Source organism: Halorussus limi (assembly GCF_023238205.1).
GTDB classification, from domain to species: Archaea; Halobacteriota; Halobacteria; order Halobacteriales; family Haladaptataceae; genus Halorussus; species Halorussus limi.
Genome location: NZ_CP096659.1, coordinates 2,604,686 through 2,622,617, shown reverse-complemented (window position 1 = coordinate 2,622,617; position 17,932 = coordinate 2,604,686). Strand labels below are relative to the sequence as shown.

13 protein-coding genes are annotated in these 17,932 nt (G+C 65.4%); 6 read left to right on the top strand and 7 right to left on the bottom strand.

Annotated elements, in window-relative coordinates; genetic code table 11:
* Window positions 1–81: 81 nt before the first annotated feature.
* Both M0R89_RS13565 and M0R89_RS13560 read right to left on the bottom strand, forming a co-directional pair.
* Window positions 82–1,410, bottom strand: a complete 1,329-nt coding sequence (locus tag M0R89_RS13565; RefSeq protein ID WP_248649617.1) for a substrate-binding protein — start codon at window positions 1,408–1,410, stop codon at window positions 82–84.
* Window positions 1,411–1,745: 335 nt separating this feature from the next.
* Window positions 1,746–3,359, bottom strand: a complete 1,614-nt coding sequence (locus M0R89_RS13560) for a long-chain-fatty-acid--CoA ligase (RefSeq protein WP_248649616.1) — start codon at window positions 3,357–3,359, stop codon at window positions 1,746–1,748.
* 94 nt (window positions 3,360–3,453) lie between these two features.
* Here M0R89_RS13560 and M0R89_RS13555 point away from each other — a divergent pair, with 94 nt between their 5' ends.
* The 6 genes from M0R89_RS13555 (at window position 3,454) to acs (ending at window position 10,625) form a co-directional block, all read left to right on the top strand.
* Window positions 3,454–4,281, top strand: a complete 828-nt coding sequence (locus M0R89_RS13555; RefSeq protein ID WP_248649615.1) for a CBS pair associated ParBc domain-containing protein — start codon at window positions 3,454–3,456, stop codon at window positions 4,279–4,281.
* A gap of 243 nt (window positions 4,282–4,524) precedes the next feature.
* Entirely contained in the window at window positions 4,525–5,550 is a 1,026-nt protein-coding gene (locus M0R89_RS13550) for an ABC transporter ATP-binding protein (RefSeq protein ID WP_248649614.1), read from the top strand.
* A complete protein-coding gene (locus M0R89_RS13545; RefSeq protein WP_248649613.1) occupies window positions 5,547–6,326 on the top strand; it encodes an ABC transporter permease in 780 nt (259 codons plus the stop codon). The genes M0R89_RS13550 and M0R89_RS13545 overlap by 4 nt, the downstream gene beginning before the upstream one ends.
* A 142-nt stretch (window positions 6,327–6,468) precedes the next feature.
* The gene (locus M0R89_RS13540) at window positions 6,469–8,169 is read left to right on the top strand and encodes an acyl-CoA mutase large subunit family protein (protein WP_248649612.1); all 1,701 of its coding nucleotides are present in this window, start codon (window positions 6,469–6,471) and stop codon (window positions 8,167–8,169) included.
* Between the two features lie 95 nt (window positions 8,170–8,264).
* Window positions 8,265–8,483 (top strand): DUF8015 family protein, encoded by a 219-nt coding sequence (locus M0R89_RS13535; RefSeq protein WP_248649611.1) that lies wholly within the window; start codon window positions 8,265–8,267, stop codon window positions 8,481–8,483.
* Window positions 8,484–8,633: 150 nt separating this feature from the next.
* Window positions 8,634–10,625: an acetate--CoA ligase gene (gene acs / locus M0R89_RS13530; RefSeq protein ID WP_248649610.1), complete on the top strand. Its 1,992-nt coding sequence runs from the start codon at window positions 8,634–8,636 to the stop codon at window positions 10,623–10,625.
* Window positions 10,626–10,704: 79 nt separating this feature from the next.
* Here the strand turns inward: acs and M0R89_RS13525 are convergent, their stop codons facing one another.
* From M0R89_RS13525 to nuoL, 5 genes are all read right to left on the bottom strand, one after another.
* Window positions 10,705–11,004, bottom strand: a complete 300-nt coding sequence (locus tag M0R89_RS13525) for a hypothetical protein (protein ID WP_248649609.1) — start codon at window positions 11,002–11,004, stop codon at window positions 10,705–10,707.
* Window positions 11,005–11,083: 79 nt separating this feature from the next.
* Window positions 11,084–12,574, bottom strand: coding sequence for a DHH family phosphoesterase (locus M0R89_RS13520; protein ID WP_248649608.1), 1,491 nt, complete (start codon window positions 12,572–12,574; stop codon window positions 11,084–11,086).
* A 282-nt stretch (window positions 12,575–12,856) separates the two neighbouring features.
* Complete coding sequence (locus tag M0R89_RS13515) at window positions 12,857–14,350, bottom strand: NADH-quinone oxidoreductase subunit N (RefSeq protein WP_248649607.1); 1,494 nt, start codon at window positions 14,348–14,350, stop codon at window positions 12,857–12,859.
* Window positions 14,351–15,880, bottom strand: coding sequence for a complex I subunit 4 family protein (locus M0R89_RS13510; protein WP_248649606.1), 1,530 nt, complete (start codon window positions 15,878–15,880; stop codon window positions 14,351–14,353).
* Window positions 15,881–17,929, bottom strand: coding sequence for an NADH-quinone oxidoreductase subunit L (gene nuoL / locus M0R89_RS13505; protein ID WP_248649605.1), 2,049 nt, complete (start codon window positions 17,927–17,929; stop codon window positions 15,881–15,883).
* Window positions 17,930–17,932: the final 3 nt, after the last annotated feature.

Genomic DNA, 17,932 nt, shown 5'->3' with positions numbered 1-17,932 from the left:
TTCGTGTGATATTCTCTCGCAAACATAAAGGTTAGTTCCCTCGTTTGAACCCCCGAAGGGGCGTGCTACCCGCCTCGCTCTCTACTCGTACGATCCGAGGTCGCAACGGGCGGCCGGGCCCTCGTCGCAGGCGTAGCCGATCTGGTCCCGGGGGGTGAGGTTAACGATCTCGAAGTACTGACCCTGCTGTTGTTGGTCCTCGGGTAGCCCCTTCACGACGGGCACCGCGCGCAGGGCCTGATGGTCGCACTTGCGCATCAGTTCCGGACCCATTCCGAAGTTGTCGTACTCGTAACCTTCCAGTTGTTTGATGACCTCCGGCGGATAGAAGGTGCCCGCACGCTCGACCGCGGCCGCGTACTGAAGCGTCTGAGCGTAGGCCAGTTGGGCCGGTCCGGACGGGATGCGCGCGTACTTGTCTTGGAATGCCTGCGTGAAGTCGTTCGACGGCTTGTTGTCGATCTGGGAGTCCCAAGCGACGGTGCCGAAGACGCCCTCGATGGCTCCGGCCGCGGCCTGCGCCATCGGACGGTTGTACAGCGGCACGATGATTTCCATGTCGTTGTCCAGACCCATGGAGATGGCCTGACTCAGCGAGTTCGCGCCGTCGAGACCGTAGTGGTCGAGGAACAGTACGTCGGTCTCCTGTCGGGGTACCTGCGAGAGGTACGACGAGAAGTCCTTGGTTCCTAGTGGCGTCGCCACGCTGTTGATCTGGCTCCAGCCGGCTTCGCTGAAGAACTTCTGGACCGACGACTCGACGGTCTTGCCCCACGTGTAGTCAGCGTACAGTTGGTAGAACTGCTGATCGTTGCCGTACTCCTTCGTGACTGGCGGTACCAGCGCCTGCGCGGTCATATAGGCGTTGAACATCTCCCGGAACGAGTACCGGACGCAGTTCTTGCCCGTAGTCTCGTTCGAGTGTGTGAGACAACACTGATACTGGACCTTCTCACGTTGGCACAGTTCCTGAATCGCGATGGCGACCGCGCTCGACGAGCCGCCGGACAGCATGATGGCCTGATCGCGTTGAATCATCCGCCGAGCCGTTTGGCGGGCCTGGTCGGCGTCAGTCGCCGTGTCGCCCGACACGAAGTCTATCTCCTTGTCGAGGACGCCGTTGCCCGACAGGCCGTCCCAGCTGTCAACCCAACCGCCCCCGCTGTTGAGGTGTTCGACCGCGAGCTTGTACGCCCGGAGCTCGTCCTGCCCCTCCGAGGAGTACGGCCCCGACTGCGGTACCGTGAACCCGAACGTCGCTGCCTCTCCTTGAATCGGGAAGTTCCCGATGGGCGGATACTCCTGTGCACTCGCGCTCCCGGTGACCCCCGCCAATCCGGCGATGCCCGACGCTCCGGCCATCTTCACGACGTCTCGGCGCGACACGTCCGATTTTTCTCTCCGTGCCATGCTATCACGGAACGTGAACATCATTAATAATCATACGGGAATATTCCGGCGCCGGAAGTGTAAAATATCTCGTCTTTTCCCGAGTACCGAAGCATTAACTGGGTGAGGCCGCAATATTTTCCCCATAATAGGGTTTGTTAACGTACCAATATTTTCCGCGGGCGGTTTCGGTCCGGCCGCTCCGGACGACGTTCCCGCCCGCGGACAACTACGGCGAGTTCGCGGGCGCCGACGGTGACTCGCCTCCCACGGCCACTGCAACCGGAAGGCGCTGTTCGGTCCTCGCCGGTCGTCGGGGACCCCGTCTGTCCGAACTCGACTCGGACGCCCTGTTCTCACCCCTCGCCGACCATCCGGTCTTCCTCGTCCCACTCGCGTTCGCGGAGTTCGTACTTCTGGACCTTCCCGGTCGCCGTCGTCGGCAGCGTCTCGACGAACTCGACGCGCCGGACCGCCTTGTAGGAGGCCAACCGGTCCTCGGCGAACGCCCGGAGTTCGTCCCCCGTGACGCCGGGGTCGTCGGGGTCGCCGGAGGCCGGGACGACGAACGCCTTCGGGGTCTCGCCCCACTCGTCGCTCGGCGCGGGAATCACGGCCACGTCGGCCACCGCCTCGTGGTCGAAGAGGGTGTCTTCGAGTTCGATGCTGGAGATGTTCTCGCCGCCCGAGATGATGATGTCCTTCTTGCGGTCCTGAATCGAAACCATCCCGTTCTCGTCCACGACCGCCAAATCGCCGGTGTGGTACCAGCCCTCGCGCCGGCGCGAGAACGCCTCCTCGGTCGCCTCCGGTTTCTCCCAGTACCCCTCCATGACCTGATTGCCCCGGACCACGATTTCCCCGAGGGTCGCGTCGTCGCGGGGCACGTCGTCGCCGTCCTCGTCCACGACCGCGACCTCTGTCCCGAGGTAGGGGATTCCTTGGCGCTTCTTCAGCGCGAAACGCTCCTCGCCCTCGGGCAGGAGTCTGCGCGCGTCGGAGGTGGTCACGAGCGGCCCGGTCTCGGTCGCGCCGTAGACGTGCTTGAGATACCATCCGAACTCGTCCTCGACGGTCCGGATGGTCGCCTCCGGCGGGGCCGACCCCGCGGTGGCGATGCGGACCGAGTTCTCGCCCGCCGTCTCCACCCCGTGTTGTTCGTGGTAGTCGATGAGGCGGTTCAGGACGGTCGGCGCGGCGCACATGTACGACACGTCCTCCTCGACGACCACGTCGAAGATTTCGGCCGCGTTCACGCCGCGCGTGCAGACGTGGGTCGCGCCCGTCCCCGTGACGGCGTAGATGTGGCCCCACCCGTTGACGTGGAACATCGGCAGGGTCCAGAGGTACACGTCGTCGTCTCGAATCTCTTGGTGGACCGTGATGAGGTAGGCGTGGAGCGTCTCGGTCCGGTGGGTCCGCATCACGCCCTTCGGGTCGCCCGTGGTCCCGGAGGTGTAGTTGATGGTGATGACGTCGTCCTCGTCCATCTCCGGTCGGCGGTAGTCGTCGGGGTCTGCGCTTCGAATCACCTCCTCGAAGTCCTCCCAGTCGCCCTCGACTTCGCCGGCGTCGTTCGTGACGAACGTCTCGGTCGGCGCGTCGTCGCGAATCGCCTCGATTTTCTCGGCGTACTCGTAGTCGGCGATTACGGCGTCCACGCCCGCGTCGTTCAGCACGTACTCGAAGTCGTCGGCGGTCAGGCGGTAGTTCAGCGGCGTGTGGACCGCGCCCAACTGCATGATTCCGTAGGCGGATTCGAGGTGGTAGTGGGTGTTGGGGTCCAGCACGGCCACGCGGTCGCCCTTCTCGACGCCCCGTTCGGCGAGCGCGGCCGAGAGTCGGTCGGCGCGTTCGCCCAACTGCTCGTAGGTGAATCGCTCGCCGGTGGTGGCGACGACCGCCTCCTCGTCGCCGTAGTACTCCCGCGCCCTGTCGAGGAAGTCCGTCACGAGCAACGGCTTGTGCATACGGTGAAAATCATCTACTTTCGTGATATACGTTGTGGTGGCGTCGGTCGGCCACCGGGAAACCTTTTCACCGGCCGGCGCGTTCGTTGCACGCATGGACGTGGCGGCAGCGGACGGCGGCACGACCGACGGCAAGCCGAAAGTCAAAGACTACATGACCCGCGACGTCGCGACGGTGTCGCCCGACGCCACCGTCGAGGAAGTGGCCCGTCGCATCGCCGAGAGCGACAAACACAACGGCTACCCGGTCTGCGACGGCCGACGGGTCGAGGGGTTCGTCAGCGCCCGCGACCTGTTGCTGGCCGACGACGGGGAGCCGATATTCAAGGTGATGAGCCAAGACCTCATCGTCGCCCACCCCGACATGGACGTGAACGACGCCGCCCGCGTCATCCTCCGGTCGGGCATCCAGAAGTTACCCGTGGTGGACGACGCGGGCAACCTCGTGGGCATCATCTCGAACACCGACGTGATTCGGTCCCAAATCGAGCGCGCGACCCCCGAGAAGGTCGGGAAACTCATGCGGACTCTCGAATCCATCCACGACACCGAAGTCGAGCAGACCCGCCGAGAGGTCCCGCTGGACGAACTCACCCCGACGCAGGGGAAGGTCTACGCCGACGAGCTAGAGGGCCGGACCTACGAACTCGAACGCGGACTGGCCGAACCCCTCGTCGTCATCGACTGCGCGCCGAACAGTCCCGAGGGCGACTTCCTGCTGGCCGACGGTCACCATCGGGTGATGGCCGCCGACAAGATAGACATCGACGAGATGGACGCCTACGTCATCCTCGTGGACGAGGACGTGGAACTCGGGATGCAGAAGACCGCCGAGAAGGAGGGGCTGGACGGGTTGGACGACGTGAAGGTCGTGGACTACGCCCGCCATCCCCTCGTGGAGACCACGAAGCGACTGCAGTAGACGCCGACACCGTACCCCGACTCGTCCGCGACGCTTCGGCCCGGTTTCGACTTCGTTCTGACGCTTGGACTGTTCCCACGTGGTCTCGGCGGTGTTGCGACCGTTGCGGCACCGCTACGCCGCTACGGGCGCGTCGGTCCGTCGCCGACCGAGAGTCTCGCGTACTGGGGCCGCAACCATCTCCCGATAAATAAGAATATTAGATGGGAAAATTTTACGCCCTTGTGTTCGTTTCTCACGGATATGGATACGACGGAACAGCGACAGAAACAGGCGGTCCTCTCGGTCGAGGGCCTGCGGAAGACGTACGGCGACGGGAGCGTCGTCGCTGTCGACGACGTGTCGTTCGAGGTCGAACGCGGGTCCGTCGTCGGTCTGCTCGGCCCCAACGGGGCGGGCAAGACCTCGACCATCAAGTCGATTCTCGGCGTCGTCCTGCCGGACGAAGGCGAAATCGAAGTCGACGGCGTGAACGTCGACGATGCCGGCGGCGAGATTTACGAGAACGTGAGCGCCGTCCTCGAAGGCGCGCGGAACGTCTACTGGCGGCTGACGGTCCGAGAGAACCTCTCGTTCTTCTCGTCCCTACAGGGAATCGACCCGCGAGAGCGCCGCGAGGAACACGAGGAACTGATGGCGTTGCTGAACATCGACCACAAGGCCGACGAGGTCGTCAAGGACCTCTCGCGGGGCATGAAGCAGAAGACCGCCCTCGCCTGCGCGCTCGTCCGCCGGACGCCCGTCCTCTTTCTGGACGAACCGACGCTGGGTCTCGACGTGGAGGCCTCCCACGACCTCCGGCGGGAACTCGAACGCCTCGTGACCCGAGAGAACAGGACGGTCGTCCTGAGCAGCCACGACATGGACGTGGTGCAGGACCTCTGTGACCGCGTCATCATCATGGACGACGGCGAGATAGTCACCGACGAACAGGTCACGGAACTGGTGGAACTGTTCCGGTCGCAGGCCTACGAGGTGGTCGTCGAGGACGCGGTCTCGACGACGGCACGGCGGGCGCTCGAACGCGAGTTCGACGTGGACGAGTGGCGCGAGCGCGGCGACTGGACGGTCTGTGAGGTCTCGATGGCCGACCGCGAGCGCGTCCACGACCTGATGGGGACGCTCGAAGAGTTCGACCTGACGCCCCGGTCGGTGTCGGTCGTCCAACCCGACCTCGAAGACGTGTTCCTCGAAGTGACGGGCGACGACGGGGACGACCCCGAGGGCGAACCGGAGGACGCCGCCCTACTCGCGGAGGGTCGAGCGTGAACCTCCACCACCTCTACCTGTTCGGTCGCGCGTCGTTCCTCAAGTCCGTCACCCTGATGCGGCGCTACCTCGTCAACACGCTCTCCCAAATCGTCAGCATGTACCTGCTGTTCGCGGTGATGTTCTTCGGCGGCCGGCAGATCGCGGGCGCGGCCATCACTCGCTCCATCGAGGGCATCGTCGTGGGCTACTTCCTCTGGATGCTCATCATGAGCGCCTACTCCTCCATCGCGAACGACATCATGCAGGAGGCCCAGTGGGGGACGCTCGAACAACTCTACATGTCGCCGCTCGGGTTCGACCGCATCGTGGGGGTCAAGACGGTCGTGAACGTCTTCGTGAGCCTGTTCCTCTCGACGATACTCCTCGTCCTGATGCTGGCGACGACCCGCGTCACGCTGAGTTTCGACCTCGTCACCGTCGCGCCGATTCTAATTTTGACCCTCGCGCCCGCGGTCGGACTCGGATACGTCTTCGGCGGTCTCGCCCTGCTCTACAAGCGAATCGAGAGCGCCTTCCGACTCATGCAGTTCGCGTTCGTCGCGCTCGTGGCGGCGCCCGTCGAGCAGTTCCCCGTCCTCCGGTTCGCGCCGTTCTCGCTCGGGAGCTACCTCCTCCGCGAGGCGATGGGCGCGGACGAGAGCCTGCTGGAGATTCCGGCCGCGGACCTCGGTCTGCTCGTCGCGGTCAGCGTCGTCTATCTGGGTCTGGGCTACGGCGTCTTCCGAGTCATCCAGCGGAAGGCACGCGAGCGCGGCGTGCTGGGCGAGTACTGAGCGTCGGCGCTCGCTCGCCGACGTGTCGCTCTCTCGCACGTTTCGCCCGCTTCGCCCGTGTCACTCGCTTCGCGGCGGTCGTCCGCTTCGCCCGGGCGCCAATTCACGCAACTTCATTATCCTTCGAGCAATTATTGCAACCATGTACGACGAGGACGACCTCGCGGAGATACGCGACGCGAAGGAGGAGTGGGAGGAAGAGACCCTCGGTCCCGTACTCGACGCGTACGGCGAGCGCAAGGACCGGTTCGCCACCGTGTCGAACCTCGAAGTGGACCGCCTCTACACCCCCGACGACGTGGCCGACCTCGACTACGGCGAGGACGTCGGATTCCCGGGCGAGGAACCGTACACCCGCGGCCCGTACCCGACGATGTACCGCGGCCGGACGTGGACGATGCGCCAGTTCGCCGGGTTCGGCACCGCCGAGGAAACCAACGAGCGCTTCCACTACCTCATCGACGAGGGCCAGACCGGGCTCTCGACCGCGTTCGACATGCCGAGTCTGATGGGCAAGGATTCAGACGACCCGCTCTCGGACGGCGAGGTCGGCAAGGAGGGCGTCGCGGTGGACACCCTCCGCGACATGGAGATTCTGTTCGACGGCATCGACCTCGGCGAGGTCTCTACCTCCTTCACCATCAACCCCTCCGCGCCGGTCATCTACGCGATGTACATCGCGCTGGCCGACCAGCAGGGCGTCCCCCGCGAGGAGATTCGGGGTACCCTTCAGAACGACATGCTCAAGGAGTTCATCGCCCAGAAGGAGTGGGTGATTCCGCCGGAACCGAGCCTCGACATCGTGACCGACACCATCGAGTTCGCCGTCGAGGAGACCCCGAACATCAAGCCGGTCTCCATCTCGGGCTACCACATCCGGGAGGCCGGTTCGACCGCGATTCAGGAACTCGCGTTCACGCTGGCCGACGGCTTCGCCTACGTCGAGGACTGTCTCGACCGGGGCCTCGACGTCGACGAGTTCGCGCCTCAACTCTCCTTCTTCTTCAACTCCCACAACTCCATCTTCGAGGAGGTCGCGAAGTTCCGCGCGGCCCGGCGCATCTACGCCAACGTCATGGACGAGTGGTACGGCGCGGAGAAGGACGCGAGCAAGCAACTCAAGTTCCACACCCAGACCGCGGGCCAGAGCCTGACCGCCCAACAGCCCCTGAACAACGTAGTGCGGGTGACGATTCAGGCGCTCGCCGGGGTGCTGGGCGGTACCCAGAGCCTCCACACCAACAGCTTCGACGAGGCGCTCGCGCTCCCCTCCGAGAAGGCCGTCCGGGTCGCGCTCCGGACCCAGCAGATAATCGCCGAGGAGTCGGGCGCGGCCGACATCGTGGACCCGCTCGGCGGGTCGTTCGCGGTCGAGAGCCTGACCGACGAGACCGAGGAGAAGGCGATGGCCTACATCGAGGAGATAAAGGAGATGGGCGACGGTTCGGTCCGGGACGGCGTCCTCGAAGGCATCGAGCAGGGCTACTTCCACCGCGAGATTCAGGACGCCTCCTACGAGTATCAGGAGCGCGTCGAGGAGGGCGAGGAGACCGTCGTCGGGGTCAACAAGTACGAAATCGAGGAGGACACCCGACCGGACATCCTCAAGGTGGACGAGGAGACCCAACAGCGCCAACTCGACAGACTCGCCGAGGTCAAGGAGGAACGCGACGACGAGGCGGTCGAGGCCGCACTCGACGACATTCAGGACGCCATCGACGCCGACGAGAACGTGATGCCCGCTATCGTCGACGCGGTGAAGGCCTACGCGACGATGGGCGAAATCATGCAGGTGTTCGAGGCCGAGTACGGCAGCTATCAGGAGACGGTCAACGCCGTCTGAGCCTCGACACGGACCGAACTGACGCGAACTCCGGCGGTCACGCGACCCGCCGACTCCGGCGAACCCTTTTCCGAGTGGACCCCGCTAGCTCTGGCATGAACTACACCGTCCAGTACTACGACCTCGTGCTGGTCGCCATCTTCGCCACGATGGCCGTGGGGGCCGCAATCGGCCTCCTGACTTCGCTCGCGCTCCCGACGGCCGTCACCCTCGCGGGGTTGACGGCGGCCCTGCTCATCGCTCACGGCCTGTTCGTCAGGGGCCCGGTGGACGGGCCGGAGGACCTGACCGACGAAGTGGACGCGCTGAACTGAACGACGCGGGACCGAAACCGGTCACGCAGGCGGTACGTAATCGAGGAGAGTCGCGTCCTGCGTTCCGGAACGCCGCGCTTTCCGCGCGTTCTGGTATGCTAACCCTCACCAACCTTTATTGCTCTTCTGAGTGAGTATTAGGACGAACCTATGCCAGACGATACCGCCGAACTCGAAGCACGGCTCGAAGAACAGGACGAGTTCGAGCCGCCCGAGGAGTTCGTGGCGCAGGCGAACGTCTCCGACGACTCCGTCTACGACGAGTTCGAGGAGAACTGGCCCGAGTGCTGGGAGCGGGCGGCCGAACTCCTCGACTGGGACGAGGAGTACGACACGGTGCTGGACGACTCGAACCCGCCGTTCTACGAGTGGTTCACGGGCGGGAAACTGAACGCTTCGGCGAACTGCCTCGACCGGCACTTGGACGAGCGCGGCGACGAGGCCGCCATCGAGTGGGTCGGCGAACCGGTAGACGAAGAGAACCGGACCTACACCTACGAGGAGTTGCACCGCGAGGTCAACGAGTTCGCGGCCGCACTCCGAGAAATGGGCGTCGGCGAGGACGACGTCGTGACGATGTACATGCCGATGATTCCCGAACTCCCCATCGCGATGCTGGCGTGCGCCCGCATCGGCGCGCCCCATTCGGTCGTCTTCGCAGGCTTCTCCGCGGACGCCCTCGCGACTCGGATGGAGAGCGCGGACTCCGAGTACCTCGTGACCGCCAACGGCTACTTCCGGCGGGGCGACGCCTTGGACCACTACGAGAAGACCCGCGAGGGCCTCGGCGACGTAGGTCACGACGTCTCGGACGTGGTGGTCGTGGACCGACTCGGCGACCACGGCCACGGTCACGACCTCGAATCGAACGAACACTACTATCAGGACCTCGTCGAGGAGCAGGAGGGCGCTGAAATAGACCCGGTGTCGCGGGACGCCGAAGACATGCTGTTCCTGATGTACACCTCGGGCACGACGGGACAACCGAAAGGCGTCAAGCACACCACCGGGGGTTACCTCGCGTGGACCGCGTGGACCTCCCAAGCGGTGCTGGACGTGAAACCCGAGGACACGTACTTCTGTTCCGCGGACATCGGCTGGATTACCGGCCACTCCTACATCGTCTACGGTCCGCTGGCGCTCGGAACCACCACGATGATGTACGAGGGCACGCCCGACCACCCCGAGCGCGACCGACTCTGGGAGATAATCGAGGAGTACGAGGCGACCCAACTCTACACCGCGCCGACCGCCATCCGAGCATTCATGAAGTGGGGTTCGGAGTACCCCGACCAGCACGACCTGTCGAGTCTGCGCCTACTGGGTACGGTCGGCGAACCCATCAACCCGAAGGCGTGGAAGTGGTACTACCAACACGTCGGCGACGAGTCCTGTCCGGTCGTGGACACGTGGTGGCAGACCGAGACCGGCGGAATGATGGTCACGACCCTGCCGGGCGTCAAGACGATGAAACCCGGAAGCGCGGGACCGCCCCTCCCGGGCGTGGACGCGCAGGTCGTCGACGTCAACGGCGACGAGGTGGATGCCGGGCGGGCGGGCTATCTGACGGTTCAGAAACCGTGGCCGGGGATGCTCCGGACGCTGTACAACAACGACGAGCGATACATCGACGAGTACTGGGCGGAGTACTCCGACACCGACTCGGACGACCCCGACGACTGGGTCTACTTCCCGGAAGACGGCGCGAAGATAGACGAAGACGGCTACATCACGGTACTCGGCCGCGTCGACGACGTGTTGAACGTCTCGGGTCACCGCCTCGGTACGATGGAGATAGAGTCAGCAATCGTCGGCGTCGAGGGCGTCGCCGAGGCCGCCGTCGTCGGCGGGAAGCACGACGTGAAGGGCGAGGCGGTGTACGCCTACGTCATCACCGAGGACGGTTACGACGAGGACGAGGAGATGCGCGACCGAATCGTCGAAGGCGTCGAGGACGCCATCGGTCCCATCGCCCGCCCCGAACAGGTCGTGTTCACTCCCGAACTCCCCAAGACTCGCTCGGGCAAAATCATGCGCCGACTGCTGGAGGACATCGCCAACGAGGAGGACCTCGGCGACACTTCCACGCTTCGCAACCCCGGGGTCGTCGAGGACATCCAGCAGAAGGTCGCCGGGGACTGACGGCGGCGAGATTCGAGCGCGGTCGGGCTTTCGGCCGGAATGCTCCGACGGCAGACCGGGTGACTTCGTCACGCGGTTGCTACGCGCCGAGCCAGTCGTTCGTGGACACGGACACGCCGACGTCTCGACAGATTTCCGCGCCCTCCTTGCGGACCCGCCTGCTCGACGGGAGTTTCTTTTTGTCTCGAACCGTCGTCTCTATCCACGTCGCGAGTCGCTCGGCCTCGGTCTCGCCCGCGACTTCGCGGACCTCCTCGATGGTCTTCTCGTAGGCCCGGCGTTGGGACCGGCCTCCCCTCTCGGCCTCGTACCTCCCGTGGTTTCCGAGAACGTCTCCGACGGCGCGGTCGATGTCGCGCATCGACTGTTTGATGCTCACGCTAGACGGGAGGGCGTTTTCGGGGGAAAACTTGGTGGGCGTTTCCGCGGTGGCGTCGGTCGACGGGGTCGACAGACCGTCAGTCCTCGGGGTCCACGACGGTCGCCTCGAAACTCGCGTCGCCGCCGTGGGCGTACTCGCCGTCGTTGCCCGGCGTCGACTGAATCGTCTCGAAGAACCGGTCGGTGATGACGTCGCTGACGACGCTGGTCAGCGACGCCTCCTCCTCGTCTTCAACCTCGCCGAGCAGTCCGAGCGGAATCTGGGCGCCCGCCATGTCGGCGTGGCCGCCCGCGCTCCCGATCTGGTCGAACGCCGAGCGCATCGTCTCGCCGAGGTCGATGTCGGTGCCGCGGGCGCGGGCCGAGACGTAGACCGTGCCCTCGCGGAACCCGTAGACGAGCGTCGTGGTTATCGACTCCATGTTGAGCAGGTGGTCGGCCGCCTGCGCGAGGGCGTCGCGGTCCGCCAGCGACCCGACGCAGGTCGCCAGCACCGTCCCCTCTACCCGGCGGTTCCGGATGGCCCGCGCGATGGTCGCCAGCGTGTCGGGACTGACCGACGGACTCTCGACGCGGTCGAGCGTGCCCACGTCGGCGTGGGGCAGCAGGTAGGAGGCCGCCTCGAAGTCGGCGGTCGAGACCTCCCGGGAGAAGTCCTTGGTGTCCACGCGGATGCCGTACAGCAGGCCGGTCGCCACCGACTCGGTGAGGTCGATGCCGAGGCGCTGGATGTGTTCGGCCAGCAGGGTCGAGGTCGCGCCCACGTCGCTCCGGAGGTCCACGAACTCGGCTTCCGGGGGTTCCTTCGGCGGGTGGTGGTCGACCACGATGTCCACGACGGTGTCGGCGGGCAGTTGGTCGTTGACGCCGGGACGGGAGTGGTCCACCAGCGCGATGCCGCCGAACTCCTCGAAGTCCACGTCCTCGGTGGACGCGAAGTTCCGGAGGTCCAGTTCGAGCAGGTTGACGAACGCCCGGTTCTCTTGGTGGGAGATGTCGCCGAAGTAGCAGGGGACGGCCTCGACGCCGATTTCCTCGGCCACGCGACAGAGCGCGACCGCGCTGGCGATGGCGTCGGGGTCGGGGTTGTCGTGCATGAACACCGCGAGGGTGCCGTCGATGCGCCGAATCGCCCGCCGGAGGTTGGCGGTCCGAATCGCGTAGTCGCCGAGCGTGACCGCCAGCACTTGCTCGACCAGCGCGTCGGTCGGGTCGATGACGTGGTCGGCCAGCGTGGCTATCGCCTCGCGGCGGTCGGCGTCGCACTCCTCGCCGAGGTAGCCGATGACGTACGCTTCGGGGAACAACTCCGCCGCGAGTTCGGCGGCCCGACGGTTGGTCTCGGAGTCCCGGTCGGCGACCACGACCACCTCGGCCCCCTCGACGCTCTCGCGTACGGTCTCGGGGTCGGTCGGGTCGCCGAGCGTCGCCGACACGCCCTCTTCTCGGAGCGCGTCGACGCGGTTCTCGGCGTCGTCGACGACCCGCATGTCGTGTTCGCCGTCGGCTATCGCCTCCACGAGGGTCTGACCGACGGTTCCACACCCGAGTACCAGCCGCGAAACCATTCTACCCGGAATTTCTGTTGCGCGGCCTAAAGTCTACCGTCTACGCTCCGTCTCCGGCCGACTTTCGGTCGTTCGTGCCGTATCCGGTCGGGGTCGAAACGAGGACGAGTAGTGGCGAACGAGACGGTGACGGTCGTTGACGCGGAGTCGGCCCTAAACGTGAAACCGACGTCGAAAGACAGCACCGAGTTCGGGAATCGGACTCCCGTCGCTGTCGGAGAAATCGGCGTCCGAAAAAACGAACCGCGAAAGCCGAGCGTGCGACCGTCGGGAGTCGTGAGGTTACGCCACGAGCGCCGCGGCGGCGTCGGTCGCGTACTGCCAGACCGGACCGAATCCGGGCAGGAGCAGGACGGTGACGACGGCGGCGGCCGCCAGCGCGGCATAGAGGCCCACGGGCTTGGACTCGATGTCGAACTCGCCCGAGGCGTCTTCGATCCACATCGCCTTCACGACTCGCGAGTAGTAGTACAGCGACACCGCGCTGTTGATGGCACCCACGGCGGCGAGCCACCAGAATCCGGCGCCGACCGCGGCCCCGAACAGGAAGTACTTGCTCATGAAGCCGCCGCCGACCGGGAGTCCCGCGAGGTTGAACAGGAACACGGTCATGACCGTGCAGGCGAACGGTGCCTGCGAGGCCAGTCCGTTGAAGTCCTCGAAGTTCCGGCCGATGGACCAGTACTCGGTCAGGGCGATGAACAGGAACGCGCCCGTGTTCATGAACCCGTAGACGAGCAGGTGGGACATGCCGCCGGCCAGCACGAACTCGTTGTTCCCGCCCGACAGCGCGGCGAGACCGATGAGGACGTAGCCCGCGTGTCCGATAGACGAGTACGCGAGCATGCGCTTGACCGTGTCCTGCGTGGCCGCCGCGAAGTTACCGAGCGTCATCGTCACGACCGCGAGAATCTGGGCCGCGAGGACCCAGTCCACGCTCGCGGCCGCGCCCGTGACCAACTGCTCGATGGGGAACGCGACGAGGAACACGCGGAACGCCACGGCGAACCCGGCGGCCTTCGAGGCCGACGAGAGGAACGCCGAGATGGGCGCGGGCGCGCCCTCGTAGGCCTCGGGCGCCCAGAAGTGGAACGGCACCGAGGCGGTCTTGAACGCGAAGCCGCCGAGCACCATCATGATGCCCAGACCCAGCACGCCCGTCAGTTCCGGGGCGGCGAGGTTGTTGGCGATTTCGGGGAGCAGCAGCGAACCCGTGACCCCGTAGACGAGGCTGATGCCGTACGCGAAGATGGACGACGACAGCGCGCCCACGAGGAAGTACTTCAGTCCGGCCTCGACGCTCCCGCGGTTCTTCTTGAGGATGGCGACCAGCGCGTACGACGGGAGGCTGGCGAGTTCGAGGCTGACGAACACGACCGCGAGACTGTTCGCGGCGGCCATCAGCGTCATCCCCGTGGCGGCGAGCGTCACCAGCGCGTAGTACTCGGCCTGATACGAGTGGTCGCGCAGGTAGTCGTAGCTGGCGACCGACACCAGCGCCGTCACGCTGGAGAACACGAACGCGAAGAACAGCGTCATCGTGTCCACGACCAGCGAGTTCTGGTAGAGCCGAATCGGCTCCGCGCCCGTGCCGGCCAGCAGGTACCACGCCGAGAGACCGACCGCGACCAGCGACCCGAGGGTCGCGGTCCCGGACAGCACGCCGCGGCTAGTGGCGTTCGGGGTGATGCTGTCGAAGACCAACAGCAGGAGGGCGGTCAGTCCGAGCACGAACGTCGGACCGAGCGCCATCCACGTCGGAAGTTGGAACGCCATCTATACACCACCTCCGGCCGCCGGAACCAGCGGATTCACTGCGTCCTGAATCATCGTGTAGAAGATGCTCGGTTCGACGCCCAGCAGGATGACCAGCAGGATGAGGACCACGAGCGGGGCCACGTCGTGGAACGCGGCCGGACCGACCTCGTAGTCGGTCTCCAACTCGAAGGTCCCGAACAGCGTGCGCTGCATGGCGAACAGCAGGTAGCCCGCGACCACGACGATGCCGAACATCGCGGCGGCCGTGAACCACACCGAACCCGCGAACGCGCCGAACGAGCCGAGGAAGATGAACAGCTCCGCGGCGAAGCCGGCCATCAGCGGCAGGCCCATGTAACCGAACGCGCCCGCGACGAACACCGCGACGGTGAACGGCATCTTGCTCGCCAGCCCGGACATGTCAGAGACCATCCGGGTGTGGGTCGTGTTGTAGATGACGCCGACCGACATGAACATCAGGCCCGAGATGAGGCCGTGGGCGACCATCTGGAAGGTCGCGCCGCCCATGCCGTACAGCGTGTACGCCACGAGTCCGAGGATGACGTACCCCATCGAGGAGACCGAGGAGTACGCCACGATGCGCTTGAGGTCGGACTGGGCCAGCGCGAGCATCGCGCCGTAGATGACGCTGATCACCGCGAACAGCGCGATGATCTGGGCGTTGTTCTGCGCGACCTTCGGCAGCATCGTGAAGTTGAACCGGAGCAGGGCGTAGGTACCCATCTTCAGCAGGACTCCGGCCAGCATGATCGAGACCGGCGTCGGGGCCTCGACGTGAGCGTCCGGCAGCCACGTGTGGAACGGGACGACCGGGACCTTCACCGCGAAGCCCGCGAACATGGCGACGAACGCCGCCACCTTCAGCGTGCCCGCGCTGAGCGGTCCGAGACCACCGAGTTCGCCCGCGCGAAGCGCCTGCGCGATGGCGGGCATGTCGAGGCTCGTGACCGAGTCGCCGAGACCGAACACCAGCGCGATGAACCCGATGAACATCACGAGAGAAGCGATGTTCGTGTAGACGAACATCTTGATTGCGGCGTACTTGCGGCGCGGACCGCCCCAGACGCCGATGAGGACGTACATCGGGACCAGCACCATCTCCCAGAAGACGAACCAGACGAAGAAGTCGAGCGCCGAGAAGACGCCCAGCAGGCTCGCCTCTAGGAACAGCATCAGCCCGTAGAACTGGCTCTGTCGCTCGTCGATGGGCGTCCACGACGCCAGCAGCGCCAGCGACGTCAGCACCGTGGTCAGCGCGACCAGCGGCATGCTGATGCCGTCGAGACCGACGTGCCAGTTCAGCGCGTAGGGTCCCGCGGTGACCCACTCGAAGTTCGATTCGAAGGCCAGTTCGCTGCCCTCCAAGAGGGCGTTGCCGCTGGCCTCGTACGTGCTGTACATCCAGAGGCTCCCGACGAGCGGGAGCAGACTGAGCGCGAACGCGAGTTTGCCCGCCACCTTGTTCGGGGCGAGGAAGACTGCGAACGCACTCGCGAGCGTCACGGCGATGAGTGCTTCAATCCACATTCAGAACCAACCTCCCACGAGACCGATGACGACGAGTAAGACGACGAAGCCCGTCGTCAGCAGGAAGGCGTAGTTCGACACCACGCCGGTCTGGATTCGCTTGATGCGACTTCCGCCGAACAGGCTCACGCTGGAGACGCCGTCCACGACGCCGTCGATGACGCCCTGGTCGAACTTGTCCGCGGCGCGGGCCAGCGGCAGGGTGAAGCCGGTCGCGAGCCAGACCTGATACTCGTCCTGATAGTAGTTGTTGAACAGCACCGTCTTCGCCCCACCGAGTTTGTCGGTGTGTTCCTCGGGGTCCGGCACCGCGTAGAGCTTCCACGCGAGTCCGGCGCCCGCGAGCGCGAGCGCCAGCGAGACCAGACCCGGCAGGAGGGGCGACAGTTCGGCGTGATGGACGCCGCTCTCTTCGAGGATGTGCGTGTAGGTGTGAACCGAGGTCGCTTCGAGCGGGCCACCGAGCCAGTTGTGCAGGTACTCGATGTGCAGGCCCGTCAGTTCCGCGACCGGGGTCATGTTGACCAGTCCGGCCACCGCGGCCAGAACGCCGAGGACCGCGAGCGGTCCCTTCACGTTCCAGCGCACGCCGTGGGGGTCGCGAGCGGTGTCCGACCGGGGTTCGCCGTGGAAGGTCAGCGCGACCATCCGGAAGGTGTAGAACCCGGTGAAGAACACCGCGAGCAGACCCATCGCGTACGCGGCGAGGAGAATCGGGTTCTCCATCCCGCGGGCCAGCGCCTCGAACAGAATCTCGTCCTTCGACCAGAAGCCCGAGAACGGGACGATGCCCGCGAGCGCGAGCGACCCCGAGAGGAACGCGTAGTAGGTCACGGGCATGCGGTCCTTCAGGCCGCCCATGTCCCACATGTTCTCGTTGTGGTGCATCGCGATGATGACCGACCCCGCACCGAGGAACAGCAGCGCCTTGAAGAAGGCGTGGGTCATCAGGTGGAAGGAGGCGGCGACGTAGCCGCCAGCGCCCAGTCCGAGCATCATGTAGCCGTACTGGGAGATGGTCGAGTACGCCAGCACCTGCTTTATCTCCTTCTTGACGACGCCCATCGTCGCGGCGAACAGCGCCGTGAAGCCGCCGACGAACGCGATGAGCGCCAGCACGTTCGGCAGCAGTGCGTAGAACCCGTAGATGCGCGCGACGAGGTAGACGCCCGCCGCGACCATCGTCGCCGCGTGAATCAGCGCGGAGACCGGGGTCGGGCCCTCCATGGCGTCGGGAAGCCACGTGTGCAGAGGGAACTGCGCGGACTTGCCGACGACGCCGCCGAGGATGAGCAGGCCCAGAACCGCGAACCACGCCTGCGGGTCGAGACCGAGATACGTCGTTATCCCGGCGGTTTCGCCCTCGAGGAGGGCGAGTTCGGCCATGTGGGGGAACGAGTGAAGCGCGTGTTCGCCCTCGCCGCCGATGAACATCGACGTGCCGAACGTGGCGAAGACGCCGACGAGTCCGACGAGGAAGAAGTAGTCTCCGAACCGGGTCACGAGGAACGCCTTCTTCGCCGCACTCGGCGGTGCGTCGTCGCGGAACCAGAAGCCGATGAGGAGCCACGAACACAGGCCCACCATCTCGAAGAACATGAACGCCATGAGCAGGTTGTCCGCGAACACGAACGAGAGCATGCTCGCGGTGAACAGGCCCAGACCGGCGTAGTACCGGGGTAGACCCGTCTCGCCCTCGTCGTTCATGTAGCCGAGACTGAAGATGTGGACGAGGAACGCGACCAGCGAGACGATGATGAGCATCATCGTCGACAGCGGGTCGAGCAGGATGCCGAGGTGCAGGTCGAACGTCGCTTCGCCTGCGCCCGCGACCCACGTGATGTACTCGTGGTACGTCTTACCGCCCGAGACGGTCAGGAACGCCCACAGCGACAGCAGGAGCGAGCCACCCGTGGCGAGGATGCCCGGAATCGCTCCCCCCTTGGGGAGCAGTCGCGGAGCGAACGCTCCGACGAGCAACGCGATCAGGAACGATACGAACGGCAGGGCCGCGATGGCCGGTGCCAGTTCGAAGGGGAGTGCTGCCATACG

What these genes read in the sequence shown, in the direction of transcription:
- acs (WP_248649610.1), top strand. Translation starts at nt 8,634, where the DNA reads ATGCCAGACGATACCGCCGAACTCGAAGCACGGCTCGAAGAACAGGAC.
- M0R89_RS13565 (WP_248649617.1), bottom strand. Translation starts at nt 1,410, where the DNA reads ATGGCACGGAGAGAAAAATCGGACGTGTCGCGCCGAGACGTCGTGAAG.
- M0R89_RS13540 (WP_248649612.1), top strand. Translation starts at nt 6,469, where the DNA reads ATGTACGACGAGGACGACCTCGCGGAGATACGCGACGCGAAGGAGGAG.
- M0R89_RS13550 (WP_248649614.1), top strand. Translation starts at nt 4,525, where the DNA reads ATGGATACGACGGAACAGCGACAGAAACAGGCGGTCCTCTCGGTCGAG.
- nuoL (WP_248649605.1), bottom strand. Translation starts at nt 17,929, where the DNA reads ATGGCAGCACTCCCCTTCGAACTGGCACCGGCCATCGCGGCCCTGCCG.
- M0R89_RS13560 (WP_248649616.1), bottom strand. Translation starts at nt 3,359, where the DNA reads ATGCACAAGCCGTTGCTCGTGACGGACTTCCTCGACAGGGCGCGGGAG.
- M0R89_RS13555 (WP_248649615.1), top strand. Translation starts at nt 3,454, where the DNA reads ATGGACGTGGCGGCAGCGGACGGCGGCACGACCGACGGCAAGCCGAAA.
- M0R89_RS13510 (WP_248649606.1), bottom strand. Translation starts at nt 15,880, where the DNA reads ATGTGGATTGAAGCACTCATCGCCGTGACGCTCGCGAGTGCGTTCGCA.
- M0R89_RS13515 (WP_248649607.1), bottom strand. Translation starts at nt 14,350, where the DNA reads ATGGCGTTCCAACTTCCGACGTGGATGGCGCTCGGTCCGACGTTCGTG.
- M0R89_RS13520 (WP_248649608.1), bottom strand. Translation starts at nt 12,574, where the DNA reads ATGGTTTCGCGGCTGGTACTCGGGTGTGGAACCGTCGGTCAGACCCTC.
- M0R89_RS13535 (WP_248649611.1), top strand. Translation starts at nt 8,265, where the DNA reads ATGAACTACACCGTCCAGTACTACGACCTCGTGCTGGTCGCCATCTTC.